Here is a 24,575-nt window from a genome sequence, read left to right as displayed (position 1 = left end):
CGGACGACCGACCGCCGCGGCTCTCGCCGTGCCGGTCGCCTCTCGCCGTGCCTTCACCGTTCATGCCGTGCCGCTCACGACGCGTCGCGCTCGTCGTCCGCCGCGTCGTCGCGCACGAAGAAGACGAGCGGCCGGTCGGACTGGTAGCCCTGGTGGGTGCGTTCGGTGTAGGCGTCGGCGTCGAGCGCGCTCCGGACGTCGTCCGCCTGGGATTCGAGGGCGATTACGACCGGCGGCTGGCGCTCGCCGAGGACGCTTCGCTCGGTCGTGCTCCCGACGCGCGCGTCGTACCGGTCGAAGTACCACGGGAGCGGGAGGCGCTCGAACCAACCCGGATAGCCGCCGCTCTCGATGTCCAGCGACGGCGGTTCGTCGAGGTCGTTCGGGTTGTAGAACTCCTCGCCGTAGAACATCACGTCGATGCCCTCGTGCGTCGCGGCGACCGTCTCGATTTCGGCGAGCGTCGGTTTCATGTCGCCCGCGGGCTGGGCGTACTGGACGAGCGGGTTCGTCTCGCTCTCTTGGGGTGCGGCGTAGCTCGTGTACGCCGCGGTGCCGCCGAGGGTCGCCGCGCTCACGAGCAGGACCGCGGCGGCGAGGCGGAACGTTATCGGCTCCCCGGCGGCGTAGCCGCGCTTGGCGACGCGGTACACCCACGCGAGGCCGACCGCGGCGGGGAGCGCGAGCGGCGCGACGACGTGCGTGGCGAGCCAACCCGCGAGGATGTCCGTCACGACCGCGTAGCCGAAGATGCTCGCCGCCCCCCAGTAGAAGCAGAACTCGACGAGGTTCCGCGTCCGGCCGCGCCCGTAGCGCTCGCGCGCGAAGCCGACGAGCGCGAACGCGCAGGTGACGGTCGCGGTGAGGCCGACGATCTTCAGGAGGCGACCGAGGAAGTCGACGGTGGAGTGACTGCTCATCCCCTCGTGCGCCCACGTGTCGACGAACGCGTGCCACGTGTCGAGCGTCGCGGTCTCGACGACGTGCACGAACGCCCCGACACCGTCGAACATCCCGTACACGTCGGGTATCGGCGCGTAGAACGCGACGACGACGGCGAAGAAGACGAGGAGCGCCGCGGGCACCGAGAGGCAGAACGCGGCGACGGTGCGACCTTCGCCGCGCGCCGCGCGCACCCACTCGCGGCCGGTCCCGACGACGGATTCGACGAGGCCGCGTTCGCTCAGCGCGGCGGCGAGCAGGTGTCTGTCGAGGACGAGGACGCCAGCGCCGAGCCACGCGACCGGGTAGAGGAGGGCGTTCTCCTTCATCGTGAACGCGAGGGCGAACGGGAGCGTCCCCGCGAGGACGTAGCGCACTCGGCGGGTCGCGTGCGCCCGCGACCAGAAGCCGAGCGCGGCCATCATGCAGGCGGCGACGAGCAGGTCGTTGCGCATGAACCGCGAGTAGTAGAGGAGCGCGGGGCTCGCGGCGAGCAACAGCCCGAAGGCGACGACCTCGTCGTCGCGCAACCGGTCGCGGTAGAGGTAGGCGCAGAGCGGGAGGAGACCGCCGAAGACGGCGGCGACGAGGCGCATCGTGACGTCGCTCGCGCCGAACAACGAGAAGACGACGCCGTTGACGTGCGGGAGGAAGGGGCCGTGGATTATCGGGCGGTACTGCCACTGCCCGACCGTCATGTAGTGGAGGACCCAGTCGGCCACGCGCCCCTCGTCCTGGTGGGCGACGCGCGCGCCGAGCGCGACGACGCGGGCGAGGAGCGCGAGCGCGCTGACGACGAGGAGGACGGGGAGCGGGCGGCTGAACCGGCGGAGACGCTGGTCCATAGCGATACGTGGGTGGTGGCTCCTAAAACGCTTTAGGAGACGCGCCGGGCCGCCGGCACGGTCTCACGCGTCGTCCGGGGCGAGCGACCCGAGGGCATCGTTCCACGCCGCGCGGCTCCGGACGGCCGTGAGCGCCCGCGGCGGGTCGGGGTCCGCGGGGCGTTCGCCGAGGGCGCGCGACCACCACCCGACGTCGTGCCACGCGCCGTGCTTGTACCCCATCCCCGCGAACGTCGCCTCGCGCTCGAAGCCGAGGGACTCGTGGAGCGCGACGCTCGCCTCGTTCGGGAGCGTCACGACGCCGTAGACGACGGCGTACCCCTGCTCGTCGAGGAGCGCGAGCAACGCCTCGTAGAGCGCGCGCCCGATTCCCTCGCCCTGCGCGGACTCGGCGACGTAGACGGAGCTCTCGACGGCCCACTCGAAGGCGTCGTACGCGCGGACCGGGCCGGCGCTCGCGTAGCCGACGACCTCGCCGTCGCGCTCGCAGACGAGCCACGGGTAGTCGGGGAGGGTGTCCGCGATGCGCTCGCGGCAGGCCGCGACGCTCGGCGGCGACGTCTCGAAGGTTATCGACGTTCCCTCGACGTACGGCGCGTAGATACGGCGGACCGCGGCCGCGTCGTCGGGACGAGCGAGGCGGAGCGTCGCGTCGCTCACGCCACCCGCGAACGGCGACGACGGGCGGCGGCCGCGACCGTGGCCGCGAGCGCGACGCCTCCGCGTGTCCGGTTCGGGCGGCTCACGCGCTCACTCCTTGCCGGCGGCCGACGAGGGGTGACAGCGCTCGATGGCCTCCCGGACCGCCTCCTTGCGCCCGAGGAAGGTGAGGTGGTCGCCCGCCTGCAGGGTGAAGTCCTCGCTCGGCACGGAGTTCTCGCCGTCGCGGCCGACGAGCGCGATGATGCAGCCGTTCGGGAGGTGCTCGTCGAGTTCGCCGATGGTGCGCCCGACGAGGTCGTCCGCCGTGACCTCGATCTCCTGGACGTCGCCCGAGCGGCCGATCTCGGTCATCCAGTTGGAGAGCGCGGGGCGCTCGATGAGGTTGTCGATGCTCCACGCCGTGGCGAGCGAGGAGGAGACGGCGCGGACGCCGAGCTCGCTGAACGCGTCGACGTTGTCGGGGTTGTTGACCCGCGCGATGATGGTCTCGGGGTCGAACTTCGAGTCGACGAGCTGGCTGACGAGGAGGTTCGCGTCGTCGTCGCCGGTCGCGGTGACGACGATCTTCGCGTTCTCGATGCCCGCGGCGCGCAACACGTCCATGTCCGTGCCGTCGCCGGCGTGGACCGTGAAGCCGCGTTCGCGCGTGAGTTCGATGGTCGATTCGTCCATTTCGACGATGACGACGTTCTCACCGCGGTCTTCGAGGCGCTCTGCGAGCGCGCGACCGACGGTGCCGCCGCCGACGATGATGACACGCATGGGTATGACGTCGAGGTATTCCGCGATGTGCCTCGCGAGGCCGCCCTCGAACACGACCGTGAGGAGGATGGTGAGGAAGACGACGCTGACGAGCGCGTTCGCTGCGCCCTCCATCCCGGCGGAGCGCAACTGGACCGCGAAGAGCGTCGCCACGGACGCGGGGATGATCCCGCGCGGGCCGACGAAACTGATGAACGTCCGCTCGGCCATCGTGAAGCGATCACCGAACGTGGAGACGAAGACGCCGAGCGGCCGGACGACGAGGGCCGCCCCGGCGGCGACCGCGACGCCCGCGATTCCGAACCGCAGGAGGTCGCTCAGCGAGAGCAGCGAGGCGAGGGCGATGAAGACGAAGGAGAGGACGACGAGCGTGATGTCGCCCTTGAACGTCTCTATCTCCTCCTCGTAGGGGAGGTCGGCGTTCCCGAGGATGATGCCCGCGGTCGCCACCGCCGGGAGGCCGGCCTCGCCGAGGCCGCTGAGCTCCGCGAGCCCGTAGGCGGCGAGCGCGCTGGCGAGCGTGACGAGCCGGGCATTCTGCACGGCGTTGCCGGGCGAGAGGTCGATCTGTCGGAGGACAACCCACGCGATGGTCGCGACGACGAGGCCGGCGACGACGCCGACGCCGATGCGCGCGGAGAACGCGGTGATGACTTCGCTCGTCGTCGCGGCTTCGGCGGTGACGACCTCGAAGGCGACGACGGCGATGACGGCCGCCGTGACGTCGTTCACGACGCCCTCGGTTTCGAGCGACGCGCCGACCCGGTCGCGCACCGGCACGACTTCGAGGATCGGCGTGATGACGGTCGGCCCCGTGGCGACGAGGAGCGCCCCGATGAGGAACGCGACGTCCCACGGCTGGCCGAGGAGCACTCGGACGAGGATCGCCGTCCCGAGCAACGCCACCGCCGCCCCGAGCGTCACGAGCCGCAGCGTCTCACGGGGCGCTTCGCGTAACTTCTCTAGTTTGAGGTGGAACGCGCCCTCGAAGACGATGATGGCGACGCTCACCCCGACGATTCCGGAGAGCGCGCCCCCGAACGTATCGCGGCCGATGAGACCGAACACCGGCCCGACGAAGACGCCCGCGAGGATGAGGAACAACACGCTCGGAACGCGGAGTCGCGCGGCGACGAGCTGAGCGAGGACGCCCAGCACGAGGATGAGCGCGACGAGTGAGATGAGTGACGATCCGGACACGGTACCAGTTGGTACTTTTGGGGGATATGCAATAAATGGGGGTGGTCGCGGCGCGGAATTCCACGACCGTCCGGCGGTGTTTATGCCAGTCCTCTATCGAGTGCGACTAGAACCCCGCGGACGTTCATCGCCACCTCCTCCGCGGCCTTGTGCGCCGGCCAGACGCCGTCGAGCGCCGTCCGCTCCGCGAAATAGCGCTCGACGGCCTCGTCGTCGTCGAGTTCCGCGCGCTTCTCGCGGACGCGCGCCACCCACTCCGTGAGGGTGTCCGCGTAGTCGTCGAGAACCCCGTCGACGTCCTCCGCGACCGGCCCGAAGTGCGGGTAGAGCAGGACGTCGGGGTCGCACCCGCGGATCGTCTCGACGTCGTCGAGGCAGGTCTCCAGGTCGAAGTTCGGCGGCGGGCTCGTCTCGTGGACCTCGCCGAGCGCGGGCACCCAGATGCCCGCGGCGTCCGCGGTGTGGACGAAGCCGTCGCGGTCGTCCTCGAGGACGACCTGGTGGGGCGCGTGGCCGGGCGCGTGGTGTGCGGTGAGCGTCCGGTCGCCGAGGTCGATGGCGTCGCCGTCGACGAGTTCGACGACCCGGTCCTCGGGGACGGGTTCGGGCTCCACGTAGTAGCGCCACTGGTCGCCGACGGCGCGCTTCGTGCCCGCGACGAGGTCCGCGGGATCGACGAGGTGGGGCGCGCCGACCTCGTGGACGTAGACGTCGGCGTTCGGGCAGGCCGCGGCGAGGAAGCCCGCGCCGCCCGCGTGGTCGAGGTGGACGTGCGAGACGACGATGGCGGCGAGGTCCTCGCGGGCGATTCCGACCGCGTCGAGGGCGTCGAGGACGCGGTCGTGGTGCGTGCCGATACCCGTATCGAGCACCGCGGGGCGTTCGCCGTCGAGGACGTACACCGCGCCGTAGCCGGGCGTGTCGTACATCCCCGTGTCGACGTAGTGGACGTCCGTGCAGGCGTCGACGCGCGCGACGTCGCCGGGGGACGTGTCGGTCGGTGGCATACCGCCACCTGCGGTCGGGAGCGCGAAAAAAGCGCCGCCGCATCGGCGCGCGGGGTGGCCGCGTCCCGTCACCGTTTTGCCCGCCGACGGGAACACGTACGTATGCTCAGCCGGCAGTTCGTTCGGGAGAACCCGGACGTCGTGCGCGACGCCCTGGAGAAGAAGGGGGTCGACGCGGACCTGGATCGGATACTGGAGATCGACGAGGAGTGGCGCGACCGCAAACGACGGGGCGACGACCTCAGACACGAGCGCAACGAGGTCTCCTCGGAGATCGGCCAGCTGAAACAGGCGGGAAAGGAGGAGGCCGCCCAGGAGGCCATCGAGCGCTCCCAGTCGCTCAAGGACGAACTCGCGGACGTCGAGGAGCGCGCGGACGAACTCGAAACCGAGCTCGAACGCCTCCTGCTGACGCTCCCGCAGGTCCCGCAGGACGACGTGCCCGTCGGCGCGGACGAGTCCGAGAACGTCGAGCGCCGCCGCGAGGGCTTCGACGACCTGCGCGAGCTGCCCGACGAGGTGGTGCCACACTACGACCTCGGCGAGGAGCTCGACATCCTCGACTTCGAGCGCGGCGCGAAGGTCTCCGGCGGGGGCTTCTACTTCGCCAAGGGCGCGGGCGCGCGCCTCGAACACGCCCTCGTCCAGTTCATGCTCGACGTCCACCGCGAGCAGGGGTACACGGACGTCTTCCCGCCGATTCCGGTCAACTCGGCGTCGATGGAGGGCACCGGTCAGTTCCCGAAGTTCGTCGAGGACGCCTACCGCGTCGGCGACGTCAACGAGGCCGACTACGACGACGACGACCTCTGGCTCCTCCCGACCGCCGAGGTCCCCGTCACGAACATGTACCGCGACGAGATACTGCTCGGCGACGACCTCCCGCTGAAACACCAGGCATACTCGCCGAACTTCCGCCGCGAGGCCGGCGAGCACGGGACCGAGACCCGGGGCATCGTCCGCGTTCACCAGTTCAACAAGGTCGAGATGGTGAACTTCGTCCGCCCCGAGGAGAGCGACGAGCGCTTCGCGGGCCTCGTCGACGAGGCGGAGGAGGTCCTCCGCCGCCTCGGGCTCCCCTACCGTATCCTCGAGATGTGTACGGGCGACCTGGGCTTCACGCAGGCGAAGAAGTACGACATCGAGGTGTGGGCGCCCGGCGACGACATGGACGAGGGCCCCGCAGAAGGCGGGCGGTGGCTCGAGGTCTCCTCCGTCTCGAACTTCGAGGACTTCCAGGCGCGGCGTGCGGGCATCCGCTATCGGCCCGAGCCCCACGAGTCCGCGGAGTACCTTCACACGCTGAACGGCAGCGGCCTCGCCGTCCCGCGCGTCGTCGTCGCCATCCTCGAATACTACCAGAACGAGGACGGCACCGTCGACGTCCCCGGAGCCCTCCAGTCCTACATGGGCGGTCAGGAAGTCATCGAGGGCCACGAGAAGGTCGGGGAGAGCGCGCTCGGTGCCGGCGAGGGCGACGAGGCGTAGTGGACCTCCACGTCCGCTACGAGGGCGACGACGACCCCGAGAAGTGCACGGCGCGCAAGCTCGCGCGCTTCGACATGGCCGAGCTCCACCGGACGAATCGGGCGACGCCGTACGGGCTCGTCCTCAACCCCCACGCGGACACCGCGCTCTCGCCCGCGGACGCCGACCACTCGACGCTCGTCGCGCTCGACTGCTCGTGGGAGACGGCCGAGCGCGCGATGTTCGAGATGGCCGGCGAACACCGCGCGCTCCCGTTCCTCGTCGCCGCAAACCCCGTGAACTACGGCAAGCCCTTCCAGCTCAACACCGCGGAGGCCTTCGCGGGCGCGCTCTGCATCCTCGGGGAGCGCGAGCACGCCGAGGACGTGCTCTCGAAGTTCCGGTGGGGGCACACCTTCCTCGAACTGAACGAGGAGCCCCTGCGGCGGTACGCCGCGTGCGACGACTCGGCCGAGGTGGTCGCGGTGCAACAGGAGTACCTCGACGCGGGCGCGGACGAGTAGCGGAATTACCGGCGTTCGCCGTCGCTCCCGGGTGCGAGAACAGCGAACGAAAGAAGAAGGCGTTACGTCGCGCGGCGCTCGCGGGCCTTCGGGCGGAGCTTCCCGTAGCCACACTTGCGGCACTGCGTCGCTTCCTTCGCGTTGCGCGCGTTACAGCGCATGCAGATCTGCTTTCCGAGGAGGCGGTCCTCGATGGTTTGCTCGGCCATACGGACGAAATCGGCGCGGAGGCGGTTAAGGTTTTAGAATCGCGGCCCTCGCTCGCGCGCCGTCACCCGAGGAGCGTCGTGTAGAGCAGCCACCCGTTGAGCGCGACGATGACGGCGACCACGACGCCGAGGACGCCCGTGGTGCTCGTGCGGTTGACGAACGACCCCATGAGCCCCTCCTCGCGCGTGAAGTAGACGAGAGGGATGAGGACGAACGGCAGCTCGAAGGAGAGGGCGACCTGCGAGGCGACGAGGACGCTCGTGGGCTCGAAGCCGGCGACGACGACGGCGAGGCTCGGGACGAGCGTAACGGAGCGCCGTATCCAGACGTTGACGTTCCAGTCGAGGAAGCCGTCCATGACGGTCTGGCCGGCCATTGTGGCGACGAGCGAGGAGGAGAGGCCGGCGGCGATGAGCGCGACGCCGAAGGCGAGGCTGGCGTTCGGACCGAAGACGCCCGCGAGCGTGACGTAGGCCTCGTTGAGCGTCTCGATTCCGGTGCCGGTGAGCGCGGCGGCGGCGACGACGAGCATCGCGGCGTTGACGAACATCGCCCCGAAGAGCGCGAGGACGGTGTCGATGGACTCGTAGCGGAAGTGTCGCCGGTGGACGTCCTCGGTGTCGCCGGCCGTGGCGACGAGGTCCGCGCGGCGGTCCTGGACGATGTAGGGGTGGAGGTAGACGGAGTGGGGCATCACGGTCGCGCCGAGGATGCCGATGGCGACGTAGAGCGCGTCGGCGCTCGGGATCGAGGGCGCGAGGCCGAGCGCGACGTTCGCCGGGTCGGGTCTCGCCAGGACGACCTCGAAGACGAACGCGAGCGCGATGACGCCGACGAGCGCCATGATGGCGAACTCGATGGCGCGAAAGCCCCGGCGGTGCGCCGAGCGAACGCCCAGGAGGGCGAAACTGGAGATTCCGGCGAGGACCGCGCCCGCCCAGAGGGGGAGGCCGAAGACGAGGCTGAACCCGATGGCCGCGCCGATGATCTCGGCCATGTCGGTGGCGATCATGGCGAGTTCGGCGGCCGCCCAGAGCACGTAGACGACGGGCTGGGGGAGTCGCTCCCGGCAGAGGGTGGCGATTCCCTTCCCGGTGGCGATGCCGAGTTTCGCGGCGACGATCTGGATGCCCATCGCCACGAGGGAGGCGAGGACGATCACCCAGAGGAGCGCGGTGCCGTAGCGCGCGCCCCCGGAGATGTTCGTCGCCCAGTTCCCCGGGTCCATGTACGCGACGGAGATGAGAAAGCCCGGCCCGAGGTACCGCAGCAGTTCGCGGACCGAGAACGCGCGATTCGACATTAGGTAGCCGAGGATTAGATACGTCTAATCTTATTTCTTTGTGTTGGCGCATACCGTGGTGCCGTCGTTGGTGGGGGCGTCGGCGTCGCGATGGACCACGAATCGCGAGAAGCGGTAGGTCTGGTTACTCGTCGGGGTACTTCGGCTCGCGCTTCTCCGCGCGTTCGAGCGCCGTCTCGACGACGTCACGGACGTCGCCGTGGTAGGTGCCGCCGTGGCCCGCGTACATGTGCTCGACGCCCGCCGGCATGCGGTCGAGCAGGCGCTCGATGCTCTCGATGAGCGTCTCCCTGCTCTGTCCGGCCATGTCCGTCCGGCCGAAACTCCCGTAGTCGAACGCGCCGTCGTCGTGGACGACGACGTCGCCCGAGAAGAGCGTCGCGTCCGAGACGAACGCGAGGTGGTCGTCCGCGTGGCCCGGCGTGTAGACGGCCTCGAAGGTCTCGTCGCCGATTTCGACCGCCTCGCCGTCGTCGAGCGCGTCCGTCCGGTGGGGATGTGCGGCGTAGGCGTACACCGCCGGGTCGAACGCTGTCACTACCTCGTCGAGCGCCTCGACGTGGTCGCCGTGCTGGTGCGTGAGCACGACCGCGTCGAGGGTGTCGGTGTGGTCGGCGACGACGTCCGCGACGCCGTCCATCGCGCCCGCGTCGACGAGGACGTCACGGTCGCCGAGCGCGAGGTAGGCGTTACAGGTGAACGATTCCGCCGCCGCGGTGACGTGTTCGACGCGCACGTCCACGCCTAAACACCCTAGTTTTAAATATCCGGTTCTTTTTAGTGCCTGAATCCAGAACAGATGGGTATGGGATTCGGAAGCTACGACGAGTCAGAGCAAGAGCGTCAGCAACTCGATTCGGACGACGCCGAGGGCGAGGGAGTCGAAACCGAGCAGAACGCCCACGAGGGCCAAGTCGAGTACGAAATCGACGCCAGCAACGACGAGCTTCTGGATAAACTGCAGGACATCAAGGGCGAGTAAGTGAAGGGCGGCACCCGCGCGCTCGGGCTCGCCGAATCCTACGTCGGCGAAGCCGGCCGGAGCACGCTCGCGGGTGCCGTCGTTCGCGCCGACCGCGTCGTCGACGACTTCCGTTTCTCCGCTTGTACCGTCGGTGGGAACGACGCCACCGACGCCATCGTCGAGCTCTGGAGGGGCCTCGACCGGCCCGACGTCCGCCACGTCCTCGTCGCCGGCGTCGCGCTCGCGTGGTACAACGTCCTCGACCTCCAGCGGCTCCACGACGCGACCGACCGCCCCGTCCTCGCCGTCTCCTTCGAGGCGAGCGCGGGCCTCGACGAGGCCATCCGCCGCGAGTTCGACGGCGACGCGGCCGACGAACGCCTCGCCGCCTACCGCGCGCTCCCCGAGCGCCGCCCCGTGGCCGTGAACGACGACACCGTCTACGTCCGGAGCGTCGGCTGCGACGACCCTGCGCGCGTCGTCCGCGCGCACACCCCCGAGGGCGGCCGGCCCGAACCCCTCCGCGTCGCCCGCGAGGCCGCGCGCGCCGCCGACCGCTACCGGTGCCCCACCGACCGCTGACGCCCCGCCACCGCCGAACCCCGGGGCTTAACGCCCTCCGCGCCGACCCGCGAGTATGAGCGATTCCGAGGGGATGGACGGCCTCCGCGTCACGGCCTGCGAGCGGTGCGCGGACCTCGTCGACTCCCGCAGCCGCATCGTCAACGGCGTCGGCCCCGACGACGCCGACGTCGTCTTCGTCGGCGAGGGCCCCGGCGCGAACGAGGACGAGCAGGGCGAACCCTTCGTCGGCCGCAGCGGCGACGTCCTCGACGACGCCCTCGACACCCACGGGCTCCGCCGACGCGACGTCCGCATCACGAACTGCGTGCGCTGTCGCCCACCCGAGAACCGCGATCCCAGTGAGACCGAACTCGCCAACTGTCGGCCCTACCTCGAACGCGAACTCGAACTCGTCGACCCCGAGGTCGTCGTCGCGCTCGGGAAGGTCCCCGCCCAACACCTCCTCGAACGCTCCGTCGCTGTCACGACGGAGGCCGGGACCGTCGAGACCGTCGCCGTCGGCGACGCGCGCCTCGACGTCCTCGTCTGCGTCCACCCCGCCGCCACGCTCTACGACCGCTCGCAGGAGGACACCTTCGCATCCGCCATCGAGAAGGTCGCCACCATCGTCGGCGCCGAGGGCGGACAGTCGAGCCTCGGGGACTTCTGATACGGCCTTTTGCCGCGGGCGCTTCGCGCCCCGGCACACGCTCGGCCAAACGTCTGCGAGCCTCCGGCGAGGGAACCGTGGACCTACCGGGTTCTTCGAACCACTCGGCTCGCGGAATCCTCTTCGTGGTTCGTTTGGTAGACGGCTGTCTCTGACGTCCGCGTCGGTCGCGGTGCGGTCCAGCGTACTCGCGCCGCTGGCACGAGTTTCACCGACGGCGAAGCCGTCGGCCTTTTTCACCCCTGCGAGACCCGTCGGGCCTCGCTGGTCCCACACTCGTTTCACTCGCGTGGACCGTGTTTTTGCAGCGCGGGGGTCGCCTACGGCGACCCCTCGCTGGAAACAGATGGAGGGGAAACTGTCTTGCCCCGGCCTCCCCCACTTTCCAGTATGAGCACGCACGCGACCCGCGAGACGACGGCGGACGTCGTCGTCGTGGACTACGGCCTGGGGAACCTCCGGAGCGTGACGCGCGGTCTCGAACGCGCGGGCGCGGCCGTCGAGGTCTCGGACGACCCCGACGCGCTCGACGAGGCGGACGGCGTCGTCCTCCCGGGCGTCGGCGCGTTCGGCGACGGGATGGAGAACGCGGGCCCCTTCCGCGAGGCCCTGCGCGACGTCGCGGACTCGGACACGCCGCTGTTCGGTATCTGTCTGGGGATGCAGATGCTCCTCGACACGAGCGAGGAGGCGGACCGCGAGGGGCAGGGCGACGTCGAGGGCCTCGGGCTGATTCCGGGGACGAACGTCCGCTTCGAGGACCCCGACCTGAAGGTCCCGCACATGGGGTGGAACGAACTGCGCGTCGAGCGCGACCACCCGCTCGTCGCGGGCGTCGATGGGGAGTACGCCTACTTCGTCCACTCCTACTACGCGGAACCCGAGGACCCGAACCACGTCGTGACGACGACGGAGTACGGCGCGGACTTCGCGTCCGTCGTGGCGAACGACGACGGCACCGTCTTCGGCACGCAGTTCCACCCGGAGAAATCCGGCGAGACCGGCCTCCGTATTCTGCGGAACTACGTCGACCTCTGCGCGGCGGAGTCGTAACCGCGACCCTCCCCCCGCGACGCTCCCGCTGTCCGCTCGTCGGCTCCCTGTTCTTCAGACGCTCCGTTTCCCGTCGGCGGCGCGGCGCGTCGGGCCGTTCCGCCGCAGGTCGTCGGCGAGTGCGGCGAGGTCGTCGGTGTCGGCGAAGGCGTACAGGCCGTCGAGGTAGGGGAGGACGGCGCGCATGCCGGGCGCGCTCGGCGTCCAGCGCTCGTCGGCGGCGAGCGGGTTCAGCCAGAGGACGTGACCGGCGCGCCGCGAGAGCCACGCGGCCTGCTCGCGGAGGACGTCGGTGCCGCCGCGCTCGATGCCGTCGCTGACGACGACGACGGTGTCGCGGCGGCCGACGCGCTCCGGGCGGTCGCGGCGGAGCGCGGCGAGCGCGTCACCGATTCGAGTGCCGCCGCCCCACTCGACGCGCGTCGATTCGAGGACGTCGGCGGCGGCCGCGGGCGTCGAGACGTCGAACGCCCCGCTGACGTCGCGCAGCGCGGTGTCGAAGAAGTAGATCGGCGTCCGCCGCCACCGCGTGCGGACCGCGTGGCAGAAGCCGACGAGGACGTCCCGGTCGAGGTGGTCGAGGACGGAGCCGCTGACGTCGACGAAGACGAGGCCGCGCGCGGCGGTTCGCTCGCGTTCGCGCTCCGGGAGGGGGAGGGGGACGCCGCCGGTCGCGGCCCCGCGGCGGAGCGCGCGCCGGACGTCGGGCGTCCCCTCGCCCCGGCCCCACCGGCGGCCGGGGAGCGACGCGACCGCCTCGGTGAACGCCGCGACGGCGTCGTCGATGTCGTCGTTGCCGTGGATGCCGTCGAGCGACACCTGCTCGCTCGCGCCGTCGGCGCTGTACTGGCTGCCGGCGCGCTCGCTCTGGCTCGGGCCGACGCCGCCGCTGCGTTCGCCGCCCGCGCCACCCGGCATCGCGGCGCTCTCGTCGACGACCATCTGGCCGGGGGCGTCCGCCACCCCCTCGGCGCTCGTGTCGAGCGTGGCGACGCCGTCGTCGCCGCCGTAGGACGCCTCGCCGCCCCGGACGCGCGTCCAGAACGTCTCGAAGCGCGACGCGAAGGTGCCCTCGTCGGCGGGGCGGGTGCAGAGCGTCGCGCGCAGCGCCGCGCGGACCGACTCCCGGCTCCGGTCGTCGAGCGCGTCGAGGGCGTCGGCGGCCGCGAGCGCGCCGTCCCCCGGGACCGCGACGCCGCCCTCGCGGAGCGCGGCGGCGAAGCGGACGAGCTCCGCCCGGAGGTAGTCGTCCATCACGCCGCCCGCGTGCCGGCGCGCGCCTCGTCGAGCGCCGCCTCGATGGCCTCGGCGTCGATTTCGGCGACGTCCGTCGCGTCCTTCAGGAGACAGCCGATGGTCCGCTCGACCGTCGCCGCGTCGAGGCCCTCGACGTCGAGCGCGGCGAGCGCGTCCGCCCAGTCGAGGGTCTCCGCGACGCCGGGCTGTTTGCGGAGCGCGCGCTCGCGCAGCGCCTGCACGACGCCACAGACCTCCGCGGCGACGTCGGCGTCGAGGGCGGATTTGCGTTCGACGATTTCGAGCTCGCGCTCGAAGGTGGGCGGTTCGACGTGGAGGTAGAGACAGCGGCGCTTGAGCGCGTCCGAGAGCCCGCGCGTCCGGTTCGACGTGAGGACGACTATCGGTGGGCGCTCGGCCGATATCGTGCCGAGTTCGGGGACGCTCACCTGGAAGTCCGAGAGCACCTCGAGGAGGAGGGCCTCGAAGGCCTCGTCCGCGCGGTCGACCTCGTCGACGAGCAACACGGGCGGGTTCTCGCCGTCGTCGGCCTCGGCGAGCGCGCGCAGCAGCGGGCGTTCGAGGAGGTACTCCTCGTCGAAGACGGAGCGCTCGCCGTCGACGCTCGCGTCATCGCCCTCGACGGCGAGGAGCTGTTTCGTGTAGTTCCACTCGTAGAGGGCGTTCTCGGCCGCCAATCCCTCGTAACACTGGAGGCGGACGAGGTCGGTGTCGAAGCCGCGCGCGAGCGTCTTGGCGAGTTCGGTCTTGCCCGCGCCCGGCGCGCCCTCGACGAGCAGGGGTTTGCCGAGTCGGAGCGCCAAGAGCGCCGTCGTCACGACGTCGTCGCCGGCGACGTAGTCCTGCTCGTCGAAGGCCGCGCGCACGTCGGCCTCCGTCGCGTCCGCGAAAGCGGTCATCGCGGACCGGTACGTGCCCGACGGCAAAAAGCACCCGCGAAGCAGGTCTCTAGAGGAAGTCCCGGACCTCGGAGTAGTACATGTCGTGGTGGTCGACCGCGCCGACGCGCTCGGCGATCTCGACGGCGAGGACGTGCCAGCAGCGCTGGTCGGGGTCGTCGGGGTCGAGGTTGTACTGGCTGTCCCGGCAGGTGCAGCCGCCGTCCTCGACGACGTACTCGTCCTCGTGGCCGACGACGACCGTGAAGTCCGCGTACTGCTTCACGCGCCCCTCGCCGACGGCGTCGATGGCGCGCCGCCCGCGGTCGCCGTGCGCGTCGAGGACCCGCGCGACGATTTCGGGTGTGAGTTCGCCCGCGGCTCCGAGGGCGTCGCGCCAGTCCTCGCCGTCGTCGCGGGCGTCGGCCGTCACGACCGCCGATAGTCCCGGGCCGACTAAAGGGCGTGCGGTTCGCGGGTGTCGTCGTCGCATCGGTGTCGGTGCGGCGCTCGCCTCGTGTCGTGTCCTTTAGGGCCGCACCGCTCTCACGGGACGCCATGGAGGTCACGGAGGGCGCGGTGACGGTCGAGGTGCCCGAGCAGTCCGGCGAGGGCGTCGAGGGCGCGGTGTTCTTCAACACCGAGCAGGAACTGAACCGCGATCTGACGGTGGCGGCGCTGCGCGCGTACCGCGAGCGCGAACCCCGCGCGGAGACGTATCTCGACGCGACGTGCGCCTCGGGGGTCCGGGGCGTCCGCGCCGCCACCGACGGCTGGGACGCGACGCTCGTCGACCGCGACCCCGCGGCCGTCGACCTCGCCCGCGAGAACCTCGCGCGCAACGGCGTCGCGGGCGACGTCCGCCACGACGACGCGAACGCGGTCCTCTGGGACCCCGAGGACGCCTACGACGTCGTCGACCTCGACCCGTTCGGCACGCCCGCGCCGTTCCTCGACGCGACGTTCGCCAACGCCCGCGACATGGTCTGCGTCACGGCGACGGACACCGCCCCGCTCTGCGGCGCGCACTTCGACTCCGGCGTCCGCAAGTACGCCACCGTCCCGCGGAACACCGAGTACCACGCCGAGATGGGCGTCCGCGTCCTCCTCTCCGCGATGGCTCGCTCCGCCGCGCGCTTCGACGTCGGCGTCACGCCCCTCTTGACGCACGCGACGCGTCACTACGTCCGCACGTACGTCGACCTCACGCACTCGGCGAGCGCCGCGAACGACGCGGTGGACGCGCTCGGGCACGTCTATCACTGCCCGGAGTGTCTCTGGCGCGACCACGAGCACGGCCTGCACGCGGCCCGCCCGGACGCCTGCCCGAACTGCGACGGCACCAATCTCCTCGCCGCGGGGCCGCTCTGGCTCGGCGCGACCCACGACGACGCCTTCCTCGCCGCGACCCGCGACGGCCTCGACGCGGGGATGGGGACCGCGGAGACCGCCACGACCCTCCTCGACACGCTCGACGCCGAACTCGACCGACCCACGCACTACGACCAGCACAAACTCTACAAGCGCTGGAGCGAACCCGCCGTCGCCATGGACGACTTCCTCACGAGTCTCCGCGACGCCGGCCACGCGGCCTCGCGCACTCACTACGGCGGCACGACGTTCGAGACGGACGCGTCCGTCGCCGAGATACGCGACGCCGCGCCCTGACGGATTCGAGGCGTCACCTCCCCGCCCTCCGCGCCACACGCGGGGTTTTTGCCGGCGGCCCCCATCCACCAGCCGTGTCCAGACCCGACGCCGTCCGCGTCGCCCGCGCCGTCGTCGCGGGCGCGCGCCGCCACGAGATAACGTTCCTCGCCGCCGGCGTCGCCTACTACGCCTTCGTCTCCCTCGTCCCCCTGCTCGTCCTCGCGCTCGCCCTCGGCTCCGCGCTCGGCGGCGACGCCCTCTCGCGCTACGTCGTCGACGCCGTCGGGTCGTTCCTCACGCCCGCCGGCCAGCGCGTCGTCACCGAAACCGTCCGCTCGGCGGCCGGCCGGCGCGGCGCGACGCTCGCCGGCCTCGTCGTCCTCGCGTGGTCCGGCCTCCGCGTCTTCCGCGGCCTCGACGTCGCGTTCTCGCGGGTCTACGGCCGCCGGGAGAACGAGCCCCTGACGGAGCAGTTCGCCGACGGCGCGCTCGTCCTCTGTGCGGTCGGGGTCGCCGCCGCGCTCGCCGCCGCCGTCGGCGTCTTCCTCCCGCGCGCCATCGGTGGGGTCTTCGGCGGCCTCCTCGGGAGCGTCGGCCTCGCCGCCGCGCTCGTCGTCGTCTTCCTGCCGGTGTACGCCGTCTTCCCCGACGCCGACCTCCCGTTCGCCGACGTGTGGCCGGGCGCGCTCGCCGCCGCCGTCGGCTGGACGCTGCTCGCCGACGCCTTCCGCCTCTACGTCACCGCCGTCGGCCCCCCCGACCTCTACGGCGTCCTCGGTGCGGCCGTCCTCCTCATCACGTGGCTGTACGTCTCCGGGACTGTTATTATGGCCGGGGCGATACTCAACGCCGTGCTCGCGGGACGAACGGACGACACCGAGACGGAACCGGACGAGCGGCGGGTCGAGACGGACGGCGGTCGCCCGGAGACCGACGGCGGTCGGAACGAGCCGACGCCGGACGTCGCCGAGCTCCAGCGCCGCGTCGATTCGCTCGAACGCGAACTCGACGAGCAGACCGCCGACCGCGACGCGCTCGAAACCGAACTGAAGGGGTACGTCCGCTCGCGCGTCCGACGCACCCACGCCCGCGGCTGGGGCCCCTACCTCGTCCTCCTCTACGGGACCGTCATGACGCTCGGGGCGCTCCACTGGCTCCACGGCGGGTGGGCCATCCTCGCCATGCTCGTCGTCGGGTTCTCCACCTTCGGCCTCTACGTCTTCATGACCATCGTCGGGCTCTCGCTGAACGCCCTCGGCGTCCCCGGGAAGGTCGCCGGCTGGCTCCGCTCGAAGCGATAACCCATGCGCGGCGTCGGCATCACCCGCGCGCTCACCGACCACGTTCCCGAGAGCCTCGTCCCGCTCTTCTCCGCCGCCACCCAGCTCGGCGACGCGTGGTTCGTCGTCTTCGCCGTCGCCACCGTCCACTGGCTCGGCCCGCGCTACGACCTCGTCAGCGAGCGCGACGCCGCCCGCTACGTCGCGCTCGGCTTCGCCGTCTTCGGCACCGTCGTCGGCGTGAAGGCGCTCTTCGCGCTCGGCCGTCCGCCCGCCAGCGTCGCGCTCGTCGCCGCCGACGGCCACGGCTTCCCGAGCGGGCACGCCATCTCGTCCGCCGCCCTCTACGGCGGGGCGGCCGCCCTTCTCCGGCGGCCGCGTCGCCGCGTCCGCTGGGGGCTCGCCGCCGCGGCCGTCGCGCTCGTCTGCGCCACCCGCCTCCTCCTCGGCGTCCACTACCTCGTGGACGTCGTCGCCGGCGTCCTCGCCGGGGGCGCGCTCGTCGCGTTCGTCCTCGCGCTCACGCGTCGTCGACTCGTCGCCGGCTACGTCCTCACCGCCGGCCTCGGCGTCATCGCCGTGAGCCTCGCGGGCCCGACCGTCGAGGCGCTCGCCGCCGCCGGCCTCGGCCTCGGCGCGCTCCTCGGCTCCCTCGGCGTCGCGCGCCACCCGCGGGGCGCGCTCGGGCCCGCCCCGACGCTGTTCGGGTACGCCGTCTGTGGCGGATTGGGCCTCGCGGCGCTGGTCGCGCCGCTGCCGTGGTACGGTGTCGTGATAACGAGTGGAATCGCGGGCGCCGGGGTCGTCGCGCTCCCCGTCACCCGGTCGGTTCGCCGACGGGTCGGACGTCGCTAACGGCCTGAGCCGTTAGAGCTAGAACTTCTCGAGGTAGCGCTCCTTCTCCCAGTCGGAGACCTGGATGCGGTAGCCCGTGTGCTCCTCGCGCTTGGCCTCGATGAACTTCTCGGAGATGTGGTCGCCGAGCGTGTCGAGGACGGTGTCGTCCGCCTCGAGGGCGTCGACGGCCTCGCCGAGGTTCGACGGGAGCGTCTCGATGCCGTACTCTTCGCGCTTCTCGGCGTCGAACTCGTAGATGTTCTCGCGGACCGGGTCGGGCGCGTCGAGGCCCTGTTCGATGCCGTCGAGACCCGCGGAGATGAGCGCGGCGAAGGCGAGGTACGGGTTACAGGACGGGTCGGGGAAGCGCGCCTCGATGCGGGAGGCGGCGGGGACGCGCGCCGCGGGCTTGCGGATGAGCGCGGAGCGGTTCCGGTCGGACCACGCGACGTACACCGGGGCCTCGTAGCCGGGAACGAGGCGCTTGTAGGAGTTCACGGTCGGGTTCGAGACGGCCGTGATGGCGGGCGCGTGCTCGAGGATGCCCGCGAGGAACTGGTGGGCCGTCTCGGAGAGGTTGAACTCGTCGTCCTCGTCGTGGAACGCGTTCTCGCCGTCCTCGAAGAGCGAGAAGTGCGTGTGCATCCCGGAGCCGTTGATCTCCGCGATGGGCTTCGGCATGAACGTCGCGTGCAGGTCGTGCTCCGCGGCGATGGCGCGGACGACCGTGCGGAACGTGGCCACGTTGTCCGCGGTGGTGAGCGCGTCGTCGTACTCGAAGTTGATCTCGTGTTGGGACTCCGCGACCTCGTGGTGGGAGGCCTCGATCTCGAAGCCCATGTCCTCGAGTCCCTTGATGATGTCACGGCGCACGTCGGAGGCCGGGTCCTTCGGCGCGAGGTCGAAGTAGCCGCCGAAGTCCGAGAGCTCCGTCGTCGCGCGACCGCGCTCGTCCTCCTCGAAGAGGAAGAACTCGGGCTCGGGCGCGGCGTTGACGGTGTAGCCCATGTCGTCGGCGCGTTCGAGGACGTTCTTCAGCACGCGGCGCGGGTCGCCCTCGAAGGGCTCGTTCGTCGACGTGTTGATGACGTCGCAGATGAGGCGCGCGGACGCCGTCTCCTCGCGCTGGCGCCACGGGAGGATGGCGAACGTCTCGGGGTCCGGCTTGAGACGCATGTCGGACTCCTGGATACGGACGAACCCCTCGATGGAGGAGCCGTCGAAGTAGATACCGTCCGTGAAGGCCTTCTCGGCCTGTTCCGCCGGCACGGAGACGTTCTTCACGGTGCCGAGGATGTCCGTGAACTGGAGTCGGAGGAAGTCGACGTTCTTCTCCTCGATCTCGTCCAGCACTTCCTGTTCAGTCTCGCTGAGACCGCCATCAGTGACCGGTTTCCCGTTCGTCATTGGTTTCGTCGTTCGATGCAAACGCACGGACTACTAAAGCGGTTGCGGTCCTCGCAAATCTTTTCGGTATCTGGGGAAGTGGACGTTCGTTAAATTCTAATGCCCCCGGCCCGTCTGTCGGGCTATGACCTACGAGAACCTCGACGCGAAACTCATCAACGCACTCCTCGGCGACGGCCGCGCGAGCCTCCGCAGCCTCGCCGAAGAACTCGACGTCTCCGTGACGACGATCTCCAACCACCTCAAGGATTTGGAGGACGAGGGCGTCATCCAGGGGTATACCCCCATCGTCGACTACGACAAGCTCGGCTACGACGTCACCGCCGTCCTCCAGTTGAAGGTCGAGGGGACCGCGCTCCCCGACCTCGCCGAGCACCTCCGCGCGCACAAGCAGATGGTCTCCGTCTACGAGGTGACCGGCGACCACGACATCATCGCCATCGGGAAGTTCATCGACACCGACGACATGAACTACCTCATCAAGGAACTCCTCGGCGACCAGGACATCAAGGAGTCCTCGACGAGCGTCGTCCTCAACGCCGCCGCCGAGAACGAGCAGTTCGAACTCGACGTCGACGAGGAGTAGGCGCCCTCTTTTTTGTGCAATCGCCGCGTAGCGACGGCTATGGCCTCCCGACGCGATGACGACGTCGAGGAAATCGCCCGACGGGCCGCCCGCGCCGAGGTGAAACGCCTCGCGTGGAAAGTCGGCTATTTCGTACTCGGGATCGCACTCGTCCGCGTCAGTATCCGCGGGTTCGCCGCCGCGACCCTCGCCGGCGACGCGTGGTCGTGGGGTGTCCTCGCGCTCGCCGTCGGCGTCGTTCTCTTCTGTGCCGGCGCGTACTTCCTCGCCGCGACGTTCGACCTCGACCGTACCGTCCTCCGCTGGCTGCGCGCGTGGCGGACGTAGCGGCCACTGGCCGGTAACGTACGAAGAAACCGAACGGAATCGGTCGACGAGCGATGCGAGAACGGGGTCGGGTCGGGAGTGGGCGTCGTCAGACCGGCTTCACATCATGCCGCCCATGCCGCCCATGCCGCCCATGCCGCCCGCGCCGCCGGCACCGCCCTGGTCGTCGCCCTTGTCGGTGGAGAGGTCGCCGGCGGAGATGATGTCGTCGATTTTGAGCACGAGGTTCGCGGCCTCGGTGGCGCTACTGATCGCCTGCTCCTTCGCGTGCGCCGTCTCGACGACGCCCGCGTCGAGGGAGTTCTCGAGGTCGCCGCTGAGGACGTTCAGGCCCGTGCGGTTGTTCCCGGACTCGTGGGCCGCGCGGAGGTCCACGAGGGTGTCGATGGGGTCGAGCCCGGCGTTCTCGGCGAGGACGCGCGGGACGAGTTCGAGGGAGTCAGCGAAGGCCTCGACGGCGAGCTGCTCGCGGCCGCTGACGGAGTCCGCGTAGTTGCGGAGCTGGTCGGCGACCTCGACCTCGATGGCGCCGCCGCCGGGGAGGACGCGACCGTCCGAGATGGTCTGTGCGGCGACGTCGAGGGCGTCCGTGACGCCGCGTTCGAGCTCGTCGACGACGTGGTCCGTGGAGCCCCGAAGGATGAGCGTGACGCCGTGGGCCGTCTCGTCGAGGCCCTCGACGTAGAAGAGCTCGTCCTCGGCGTCGCGGCGGATGCTCCCGCGTCCGAGGTCGTCGGCGCCGAGGGAGTCGAGGTCCGTGACGATGGCGGCACCGAGGACCTCCTTGAGGAACTCGATGTCGGACTTCTTCACGCGGCGGACGGCGAGGATGCCCTCCTTGGCGAGGTAGTGCTGGGCCATGTCGTCGATGCCCTTCTGACAGAGGACGACGTCCGCGCCCGAGGCCTTTATCTGCTCGACCTTCTCCTTGAGCTGCTCCTCTTCCTGGTCGAGGAAGCTCTGGAGCTGGTCGGGGCTGTCGATGCTGACGCTCGTGTCGGCGTTGGCCTCCTCGACCTCGATGGCCTCGTTGAGGAGGAGGACGTCCGCGTCGTCGAACTCGGTCGGCATCGAGTCGAGGACGGGGTCCTTGGAGACGGTCGCGCCCTTGAGGAGCTCGGACTCGGAGACGGCGCGGCCGGTCTGTGTCTCGATGTTGATGTTGGCGACGTCGACGACCGTGGAGCCGTCGTCGGCGTCGACGGAGACGGCGCGCAGCGCCTCGTAGAGGAGCCCGGAGAGCTGCTCCTTGTCGATTTCGGCGCTCTTGCCCGTCATGGAGGTCTCGGCGACGGAGCGGACGAGTTCCTCGTCGTCGGGGTCGACGTCGACGGCTTCCTCGTCGACGAACTCGCGGGCCTTCTCGCTCGCGAGGTTGTACCCCTTGATGACCGCGGTCGGGTGGATGTCCTGTTCGAGGAGGTCCTCGGCGTTCTTGAGGAGTTCGCCCGCGATGGCGACGGCGGTCGTCGTCCCGTCGCCGGCCTCGTCCTCCTGGGTCTCGGCGACCTCGACGATCATCTCGGCCGTCGGGTTGTCGATGTCCATCTTCTCGAGGATGGTGACGCCGTCGTTCGTGATGGTGACGTCACCCATGTCGTCCACGAGCATCTTGTCCATCCCCTTGGGGCCGAGGGTGGAGCGGACGGCGTCCGCGACGGCGCGCGCCGCGGAGATGTTGTGCTCCTGCGCGTCCTTGTCCTTCACGCGCTGTGCGTCGTCGCCCATGATGACCATCGGCTGGCCCTGCATACGTCGCTGAGACATCGTCACCACATCGATTGTTTGCCCTTCTATATAAAATTTGTGCGTGAGAGGGTGTCAGGTGACGCGAGAGCGCTCGACGCGACCGAATCGTATGGTGGGGGTTATCACACCCGGTCGGCCCTTCGGCGACGCGTCGCCGCCCCCTGCCCCGCGAGCGCAAAGTCGTGGCAGTGCGCGAGCCCGCCGTCCTCGGGGTCGACCGCCTCCGCGTCCACGACGACCGGGTCGTCGATTCCGTCACCGTCGCGCCCGTCGCCGTCGCGCTCGTCGTCCCGCGTCGTCGGTTCGTTCACACGTCTGAGACGCGCCCGACGGGCAAAACCCCGCCGCCCGCGCGGCCGACCCGGGTCCGTCAGCCACCAGCGCTTTGCCGGCGCGCCGTCATGCACACCGTATGGCCACGCTCACCAGCGAGGACGAAGGGAAGATACTCGTCGACGTCGAGGGCGAGGAGCTCGGCGTCGTCACCGAAGTCGAGTCGAACACCGCGTGGGTCGACCCCGACCCCGGCCTCGGCGAGGCCGTCCTCGCCGCCCTCGGGTGGAGCGAGAAGGACGAGGACGACTACACCGTCGACGGCGACCTCGTCGACACCGTCACCGAGGGCGAAGTGCGCGTGAACGCCGACCTGTAGGCCGCACGAGCCGAACCCTTATCCACTCGCTTCGACGACACGGGCACACGCATGTCCGCCCTCCCGACCGTCGTCGGCGTCGCCCTCCTCCTCGTCGCCGCGTTCGCCGGCGTCTACGGCCGCCGCCAGCACCGCCGACACGCGCTCGTCGAGACCACCGAGACGACGGCCGTCCGGGACGTCCGCGAGGAGGGTCGCGTCGAACTGAAGGGCACCGTCCGCGCCGACGAACCGTTCGACTCCCCCATCGGCGGTGAACCCGCCGTCCTCTCCGCGTGGGAGGTCGAGGAGTGGGACGAACGCGGTGACTCCGAGATGTGGGAGACGCGCGCCGAGGGCGTCTACGCGACGCCGTTCGCCCTCGACGACGGCACCGGCACCGTCACCGTCGACGTCGGCGACCACGTCGAGGACGTCTCTTCGGGTACCGGCATCGACGAGATACAGGTCGGCGCGCTCGACGTCGACCGTCTCACCGACGTCGGCGTCTCCGCCGGCGACGTCCTCGCCGTCCTCGACGACTTCGCGGTCGGCGTCAGCGTCCCCCCGGACGCCGACCCGCCCGCGCGCATCGCCGACTTCGTCCGCAACGAAGCGGGCCTCGCCGAGCAGACCGACTCGATAACGAACGTCGTCGACCTCGGGACGGCGCACGGCGAACGTCGCTACTACGAGGGGACGCTCTCGCCCGGCGACGACGTCTACGTGCTCGGACACGTCCGCGCCGCCGCCGACGCCACTCACCCGCTCAAACCCGAGGACGTCGTCGTCGAACCCGCCGCGGGCGAATCGTTCATCGTCTCGGACAAGCCCGAGGGCGAACTCGCCGCGGACTTCGCCACGTACCGCTACGCGTACGCCGGTGCCGCCGTCGCCGCGCTCGTCGGTCTCGGTGCGCTCGCCGTCGGCCTCGGCGTCGTGTGAGCGGCCTCCTCTCCTCAGTCCGCTTCGCCTCACACGGTTCCGCCGCCGCTACGCGACGCTCGTCGGGAGTAGTTCGCTGAGAGAAACGCCGGGACTGGGATTTGAACCCAGAACCCCGTAAGGGGACACGCTTTCCAGGCGTGCGCTTTGCCATTCGGCCATCCCGGCCTGCACTCCCCGCTAGCCCGCTCGACGGTTTAAAGCCTTCTTTTCGCTACCGGGGTCGGCGTTCGGCGACGCGCGCCCCGACCGCCCCCGCACTCCCGACGACGACGGCGAGCGCGAGCAGCACTGGGAGCGAGGGGCCGCCGGCCGCGAAGGTGCGGTACGCGACGGCGACGACCAGGAAGGCGAGGGCGGCGACCCCGCCCCACGCGGCCGTGTCCGCGAGGCCCATCCGGCGTCAGTCGCGCTGGGCGGCGACGGCCTCGACCTCGATTGCCGCTCCCTTCGGGAGGTCGGCGACGGCGAACGCGCTCCGCGCGGGCGGGTTGTCCGCGAAGTACTCGCCGTAGGCGTCGTTCATCTGCTCGAAGTCGTCGATGTCAGCGAGCAGGACGGTCGTCTTGAGGACGTCCTGCATCGTCAGCCCCTCGTCCTCGAGGATGGCCTTCACGTTCTCCAGACACTGGCGGGTCTGCGTGGCGACGTCCTCGTCCACGAGGCTCTCCCCCTCCGCGGTCAGCGGAATCTGTCCGGCGGTGAAGACGACGTTCCCGTCGGTCGTCGCCTGACTGTACGCCCCGACGGCGTCGGGTGCGTCCGGCGTCTCGATGATCCGCTTCATACGCCCATCGTCGCCCGGGCGGGACTTAATTGTGGGCGCGTTTTCGTCGCCCACCACCGGCGTTTAC

28 protein-coding genes and 1 tRNA gene are annotated in these 24,575 nt (G+C 70.5%); 13 read left to right on the top strand and 16 right to left on the bottom strand.

What is annotated here, in order from left to right:
• Positions 1–74: 74 nt before the first annotated feature.
• From IEX84_RS02455 to IEX84_RS02440, 4 genes are all read right to left on the bottom strand, one after another.
• A complete protein-coding gene (locus IEX84_RS02455) occupies positions 75–1,787 on the bottom strand; it encodes a flippase activity-associated protein Agl23 (protein WP_188869448.1) in 1,713 nt (570 codons plus the stop codon).
• 63 nt (positions 1,788–1,850) lie between these two features.
• Positions 1,851–2,447, bottom strand: coding sequence for a GNAT family N-acetyltransferase (locus tag IEX84_RS02450; RefSeq protein ID WP_188869446.1), 597 nt, complete (start codon positions 2,445–2,447; stop codon positions 1,851–1,853).
• Positions 2,448–2,537: 90 nt separating this feature from the next.
• Positions 2,538–4,412 (bottom strand): cation:proton antiporter domain-containing protein, encoded by a 1,875-nt coding sequence (locus tag IEX84_RS02445; RefSeq protein WP_188869444.1) that lies wholly within the window; start codon positions 4,410–4,412, stop codon positions 2,538–2,540.
• A gap of 80 nt (positions 4,413–4,492) precedes the next feature.
• Positions 4,493–5,419, bottom strand: a complete 927-nt coding sequence (locus IEX84_RS02440) for an MBL fold metallo-hydrolase (RefSeq protein ID WP_188869442.1) — start codon at positions 5,417–5,419, stop codon at positions 4,493–4,495.
• Positions 5,420–5,521: 102 nt separating this feature from the next.
• Here IEX84_RS02440 and serS point away from each other — a divergent pair, with 102 nt between their 5' ends.
• Together serS and IEX84_RS02430 are read left to right on the top strand one after the other, a co-directional pair.
• On the top strand, positions 5,522–6,907 hold the full coding sequence (gene serS / locus IEX84_RS02435) for a serine--tRNA ligase (protein WP_188869440.1): 1,386 nt from the start codon (positions 5,522–5,524) through the stop codon (positions 6,905–6,907).
• Positions 6,907–7,410 carry a DUF367 family protein gene (locus IEX84_RS02430; RefSeq protein ID WP_188869438.1) on the top strand — a complete coding sequence of 168 codons (504 nt, stop codon included), beginning with the start codon at positions 6,907–6,909 and terminating at the stop codon, positions 7,408–7,410. Before serS ends, IEX84_RS02430 begins: the two co-directional genes overlap by 1 nt.
• Positions 7,411–7,472: 62 nt before the next feature.
• On the opposite strand, the gene IEX84_RS02425 is transcribed toward IEX84_RS02430, so the two are convergent.
• From IEX84_RS02425 to IEX84_RS02415, 3 genes are all read right to left on the bottom strand, one after another.
• On the bottom strand, positions 7,473–7,619 hold the full coding sequence (locus IEX84_RS02425) for a 50S ribosomal protein L40e (protein WP_188869436.1): 147 nt from the start codon (positions 7,617–7,619) through the stop codon (positions 7,473–7,475).
• A gap of 62 nt (positions 7,620–7,681) precedes the next feature.
• Positions 7,682–8,923 carry an Nramp family divalent metal transporter gene (locus IEX84_RS02420; RefSeq protein ID WP_188869434.1) on the bottom strand — a complete coding sequence of 414 codons (1,242 nt, stop codon included), beginning with the start codon at positions 8,921–8,923 and terminating at the stop codon, positions 7,682–7,684.
• Between the two features lie 124 nt (positions 8,924–9,047).
• Positions 9,048–9,659, bottom strand: coding sequence for an MBL fold metallo-hydrolase (locus tag IEX84_RS02415; protein ID WP_188869432.1), 612 nt, complete (start codon positions 9,657–9,659; stop codon positions 9,048–9,050).
• 69 nt (positions 9,660–9,728) lie between these two features.
• On the opposite strand from IEX84_RS02415, the gene IEX84_RS02410 reads away from it, so the two are divergent.
• The 4 genes from IEX84_RS02410 (at position 9,729) to hisH (ending at position 12,174) form a co-directional block, all read left to right on the top strand.
• The gene (locus tag IEX84_RS02410) at positions 9,729–9,905 is read left to right on the top strand and encodes a DUF5786 family protein (RefSeq protein ID WP_188869430.1); all 177 of its coding nucleotides are present in this window, start codon (positions 9,729–9,731) and stop codon (positions 9,903–9,905) included.
• Positions 9,906–10,469: an endonuclease dU gene (locus IEX84_RS02405; protein WP_188869428.1), complete on the top strand. Its 564-nt coding sequence runs from the start codon at positions 9,906–9,908 to the stop codon at positions 10,467–10,469. It begins immediately after the preceding gene.
• A gap of 55 nt (positions 10,470–10,524) precedes the next feature.
• Positions 10,525–11,121 (top strand): uracil-DNA glycosylase, encoded by a 597-nt coding sequence (locus IEX84_RS02400; RefSeq protein ID WP_188869426.1) that lies wholly within the window; start codon positions 10,525–10,527, stop codon positions 11,119–11,121.
• 390 nt (positions 11,122–11,511) lie between these two features.
• A complete protein-coding gene (hisH, locus tag IEX84_RS02395; protein WP_188869424.1) occupies positions 11,512–12,174 on the top strand; it encodes an imidazole glycerol phosphate synthase subunit HisH in 663 nt (220 codons plus the stop codon).
• A 54-nt stretch (positions 12,175–12,228) separates the two neighbouring features.
• Here hisH and IEX84_RS02390 read toward each other — a convergent pair whose 3' ends face one another.
• Genes IEX84_RS02390 through IEX84_RS02380 form a run of 3 tightly spaced genes read right to left on the bottom strand, consistent with a single transcriptional unit; the run spans position 12,229 to position 14,742 of the window.
• Complete coding sequence (locus IEX84_RS02390; protein WP_188869422.1) at positions 12,229–13,428, bottom strand: VWA domain-containing protein; 1,200 nt, start codon at positions 13,426–13,428, stop codon at positions 12,229–12,231.
• Positions 13,428–14,330, bottom strand: coding sequence for an AAA family ATPase (locus IEX84_RS02385; protein WP_188869420.1), 903 nt, complete (start codon positions 14,328–14,330; stop codon positions 13,428–13,430). The genes IEX84_RS02390 and IEX84_RS02385 overlap by 1 nt, the downstream gene beginning before the upstream one ends.
• Positions 14,331–14,379: 49 nt before the next feature.
• Entirely contained in the window at positions 14,380–14,742 is a 363-nt protein-coding gene (locus tag IEX84_RS02380; protein WP_188869418.1) for an SWIM zinc finger family protein, read from the bottom strand.
• A 125-nt stretch (positions 14,743–14,867) separates the two neighbouring features.
• Between IEX84_RS02380 and IEX84_RS02375 the strand changes: the two genes are divergently transcribed.
• From IEX84_RS02375 to IEX84_RS02365, 3 genes are all read left to right on the top strand, one after another.
• Complete coding sequence (locus IEX84_RS02375; protein ID WP_188869416.1) at positions 14,868–15,977, top strand: tRNA (guanine(26)-N(2))-dimethyltransferase; 1,110 nt, start codon at positions 14,868–14,870, stop codon at positions 15,975–15,977.
• A gap of 74 nt (positions 15,978–16,051) precedes the next feature.
• On the top strand, positions 16,052–17,260 hold the full coding sequence (locus IEX84_RS02370) for a YihY/virulence factor BrkB family protein (protein WP_188869414.1): 1,209 nt from the start codon (positions 16,052–16,054) through the stop codon (positions 17,258–17,260).
• Between the two features lie 3 nt (positions 17,261–17,263).
• Positions 17,264–18,094 carry a phosphatase PAP2 family protein gene (locus IEX84_RS02365; RefSeq protein WP_188869412.1) on the top strand — a complete coding sequence of 277 codons (831 nt, stop codon included), beginning with the start codon at positions 17,264–17,266 and terminating at the stop codon, positions 18,092–18,094.
• Positions 18,095–18,112: 18 nt separating this feature from the next.
• Here IEX84_RS02365 and glnA read toward each other — a convergent pair whose 3' ends face one another.
• A complete protein-coding gene (gene glnA / locus IEX84_RS02360) occupies positions 18,113–19,483 on the bottom strand; it encodes a type I glutamate--ammonia ligase (protein WP_188869410.1) in 1,371 nt (456 codons plus the stop codon).
• 124 nt (positions 19,484–19,607) lie between these two features.
• Between glnA and lrp the strand changes: the two genes are divergently transcribed.
• On the top strand, positions 19,608–20,069 hold the full coding sequence (gene lrp / locus IEX84_RS02355) for an HTH-type transcriptional regulator Lrp (protein ID WP_188869408.1): 462 nt from the start codon (positions 19,608–19,610) through the stop codon (positions 20,067–20,069).
• A 39-nt stretch (positions 20,070–20,108) separates the two neighbouring features.
• Positions 20,109–20,396 carry a hypothetical protein gene (locus tag IEX84_RS02350; protein ID WP_188869405.1) on the top strand — a complete coding sequence of 96 codons (288 nt, stop codon included), beginning with the start codon at positions 20,109–20,111 and terminating at the stop codon, positions 20,394–20,396.
• 99 nt (positions 20,397–20,495) lie between these two features.
• Here the strand turns inward: IEX84_RS02350 and thsB are convergent, their stop codons facing one another.
• Positions 20,496–22,163 (bottom strand): thermosome subunit beta, encoded by a 1,668-nt coding sequence (thsB, locus tag IEX84_RS02345; RefSeq protein WP_188869403.1) that lies wholly within the window; start codon positions 22,161–22,163, stop codon positions 20,496–20,498.
• Positions 22,164–22,267: 104 nt separating this feature from the next.
• Complete coding sequence (locus tag IEX84_RS02340) at positions 22,268–22,456, bottom strand: hypothetical protein (RefSeq protein ID WP_188869401.1); 189 nt, start codon at positions 22,454–22,456, stop codon at positions 22,268–22,270.
• 101 nt (positions 22,457–22,557) lie between these two features.
• On the opposite strand from IEX84_RS02340, the gene IEX84_RS02335 reads away from it, so the two are divergent.
• Together IEX84_RS02335 and IEX84_RS02330 are read left to right on the top strand one after the other, a co-directional pair.
• Positions 22,558–22,797, top strand: a complete 240-nt coding sequence (locus IEX84_RS02335) for a hypothetical protein (protein WP_188869399.1) — start codon at positions 22,558–22,560, stop codon at positions 22,795–22,797.
• 51 nt (positions 22,798–22,848) lie between these two features.
• Complete coding sequence (locus tag IEX84_RS02330) at positions 22,849–23,721, top strand: transmembrane domain-containing protein (RefSeq protein WP_188869397.1); 873 nt, start codon at positions 22,849–22,851, stop codon at positions 23,719–23,721.
• Positions 23,722–23,807: 86 nt separating this feature from the next.
• Here IEX84_RS02330 and IEX84_RS02325 read toward each other — a convergent pair.
• The 3 genes from IEX84_RS02325 to IEX84_RS02315 form a co-directional block, all read right to left on the bottom strand.
• Positions 23,808–23,889: transfer RNA gene (locus IEX84_RS02325), tRNA-Ser, on the bottom strand.
• A gap of 46 nt (positions 23,890–23,935) precedes the next feature.
• Positions 23,936–24,118 (bottom strand): hypothetical protein, encoded by a 183-nt coding sequence (locus IEX84_RS02320; protein ID WP_188869395.1) that lies wholly within the window; start codon positions 24,116–24,118, stop codon positions 23,936–23,938.
• 6 nt (positions 24,119–24,124) lie between these two features.
• Complete coding sequence (locus IEX84_RS02315) at positions 24,125–24,508, bottom strand: Rid family detoxifying hydrolase (RefSeq protein ID WP_188869393.1); 384 nt, start codon at positions 24,506–24,508, stop codon at positions 24,125–24,127.
• Between the last annotated feature and the right edge of the window lie 67 nt (positions 24,509–24,575).

Origin of the sequence: Halarchaeum rubridurum (assembly GCF_014647115.1) — an archaeon.
GTDB classification, from domain to species: Archaea; Halobacteriota; Halobacteria; order Halobacteriales; family Halobacteriaceae; genus Halarchaeum; species Halarchaeum rubridurum.
Note: the sequence above shows the minus strand (reverse complement) of the source record. Positions and strands in the feature narration are given on the sequence as shown.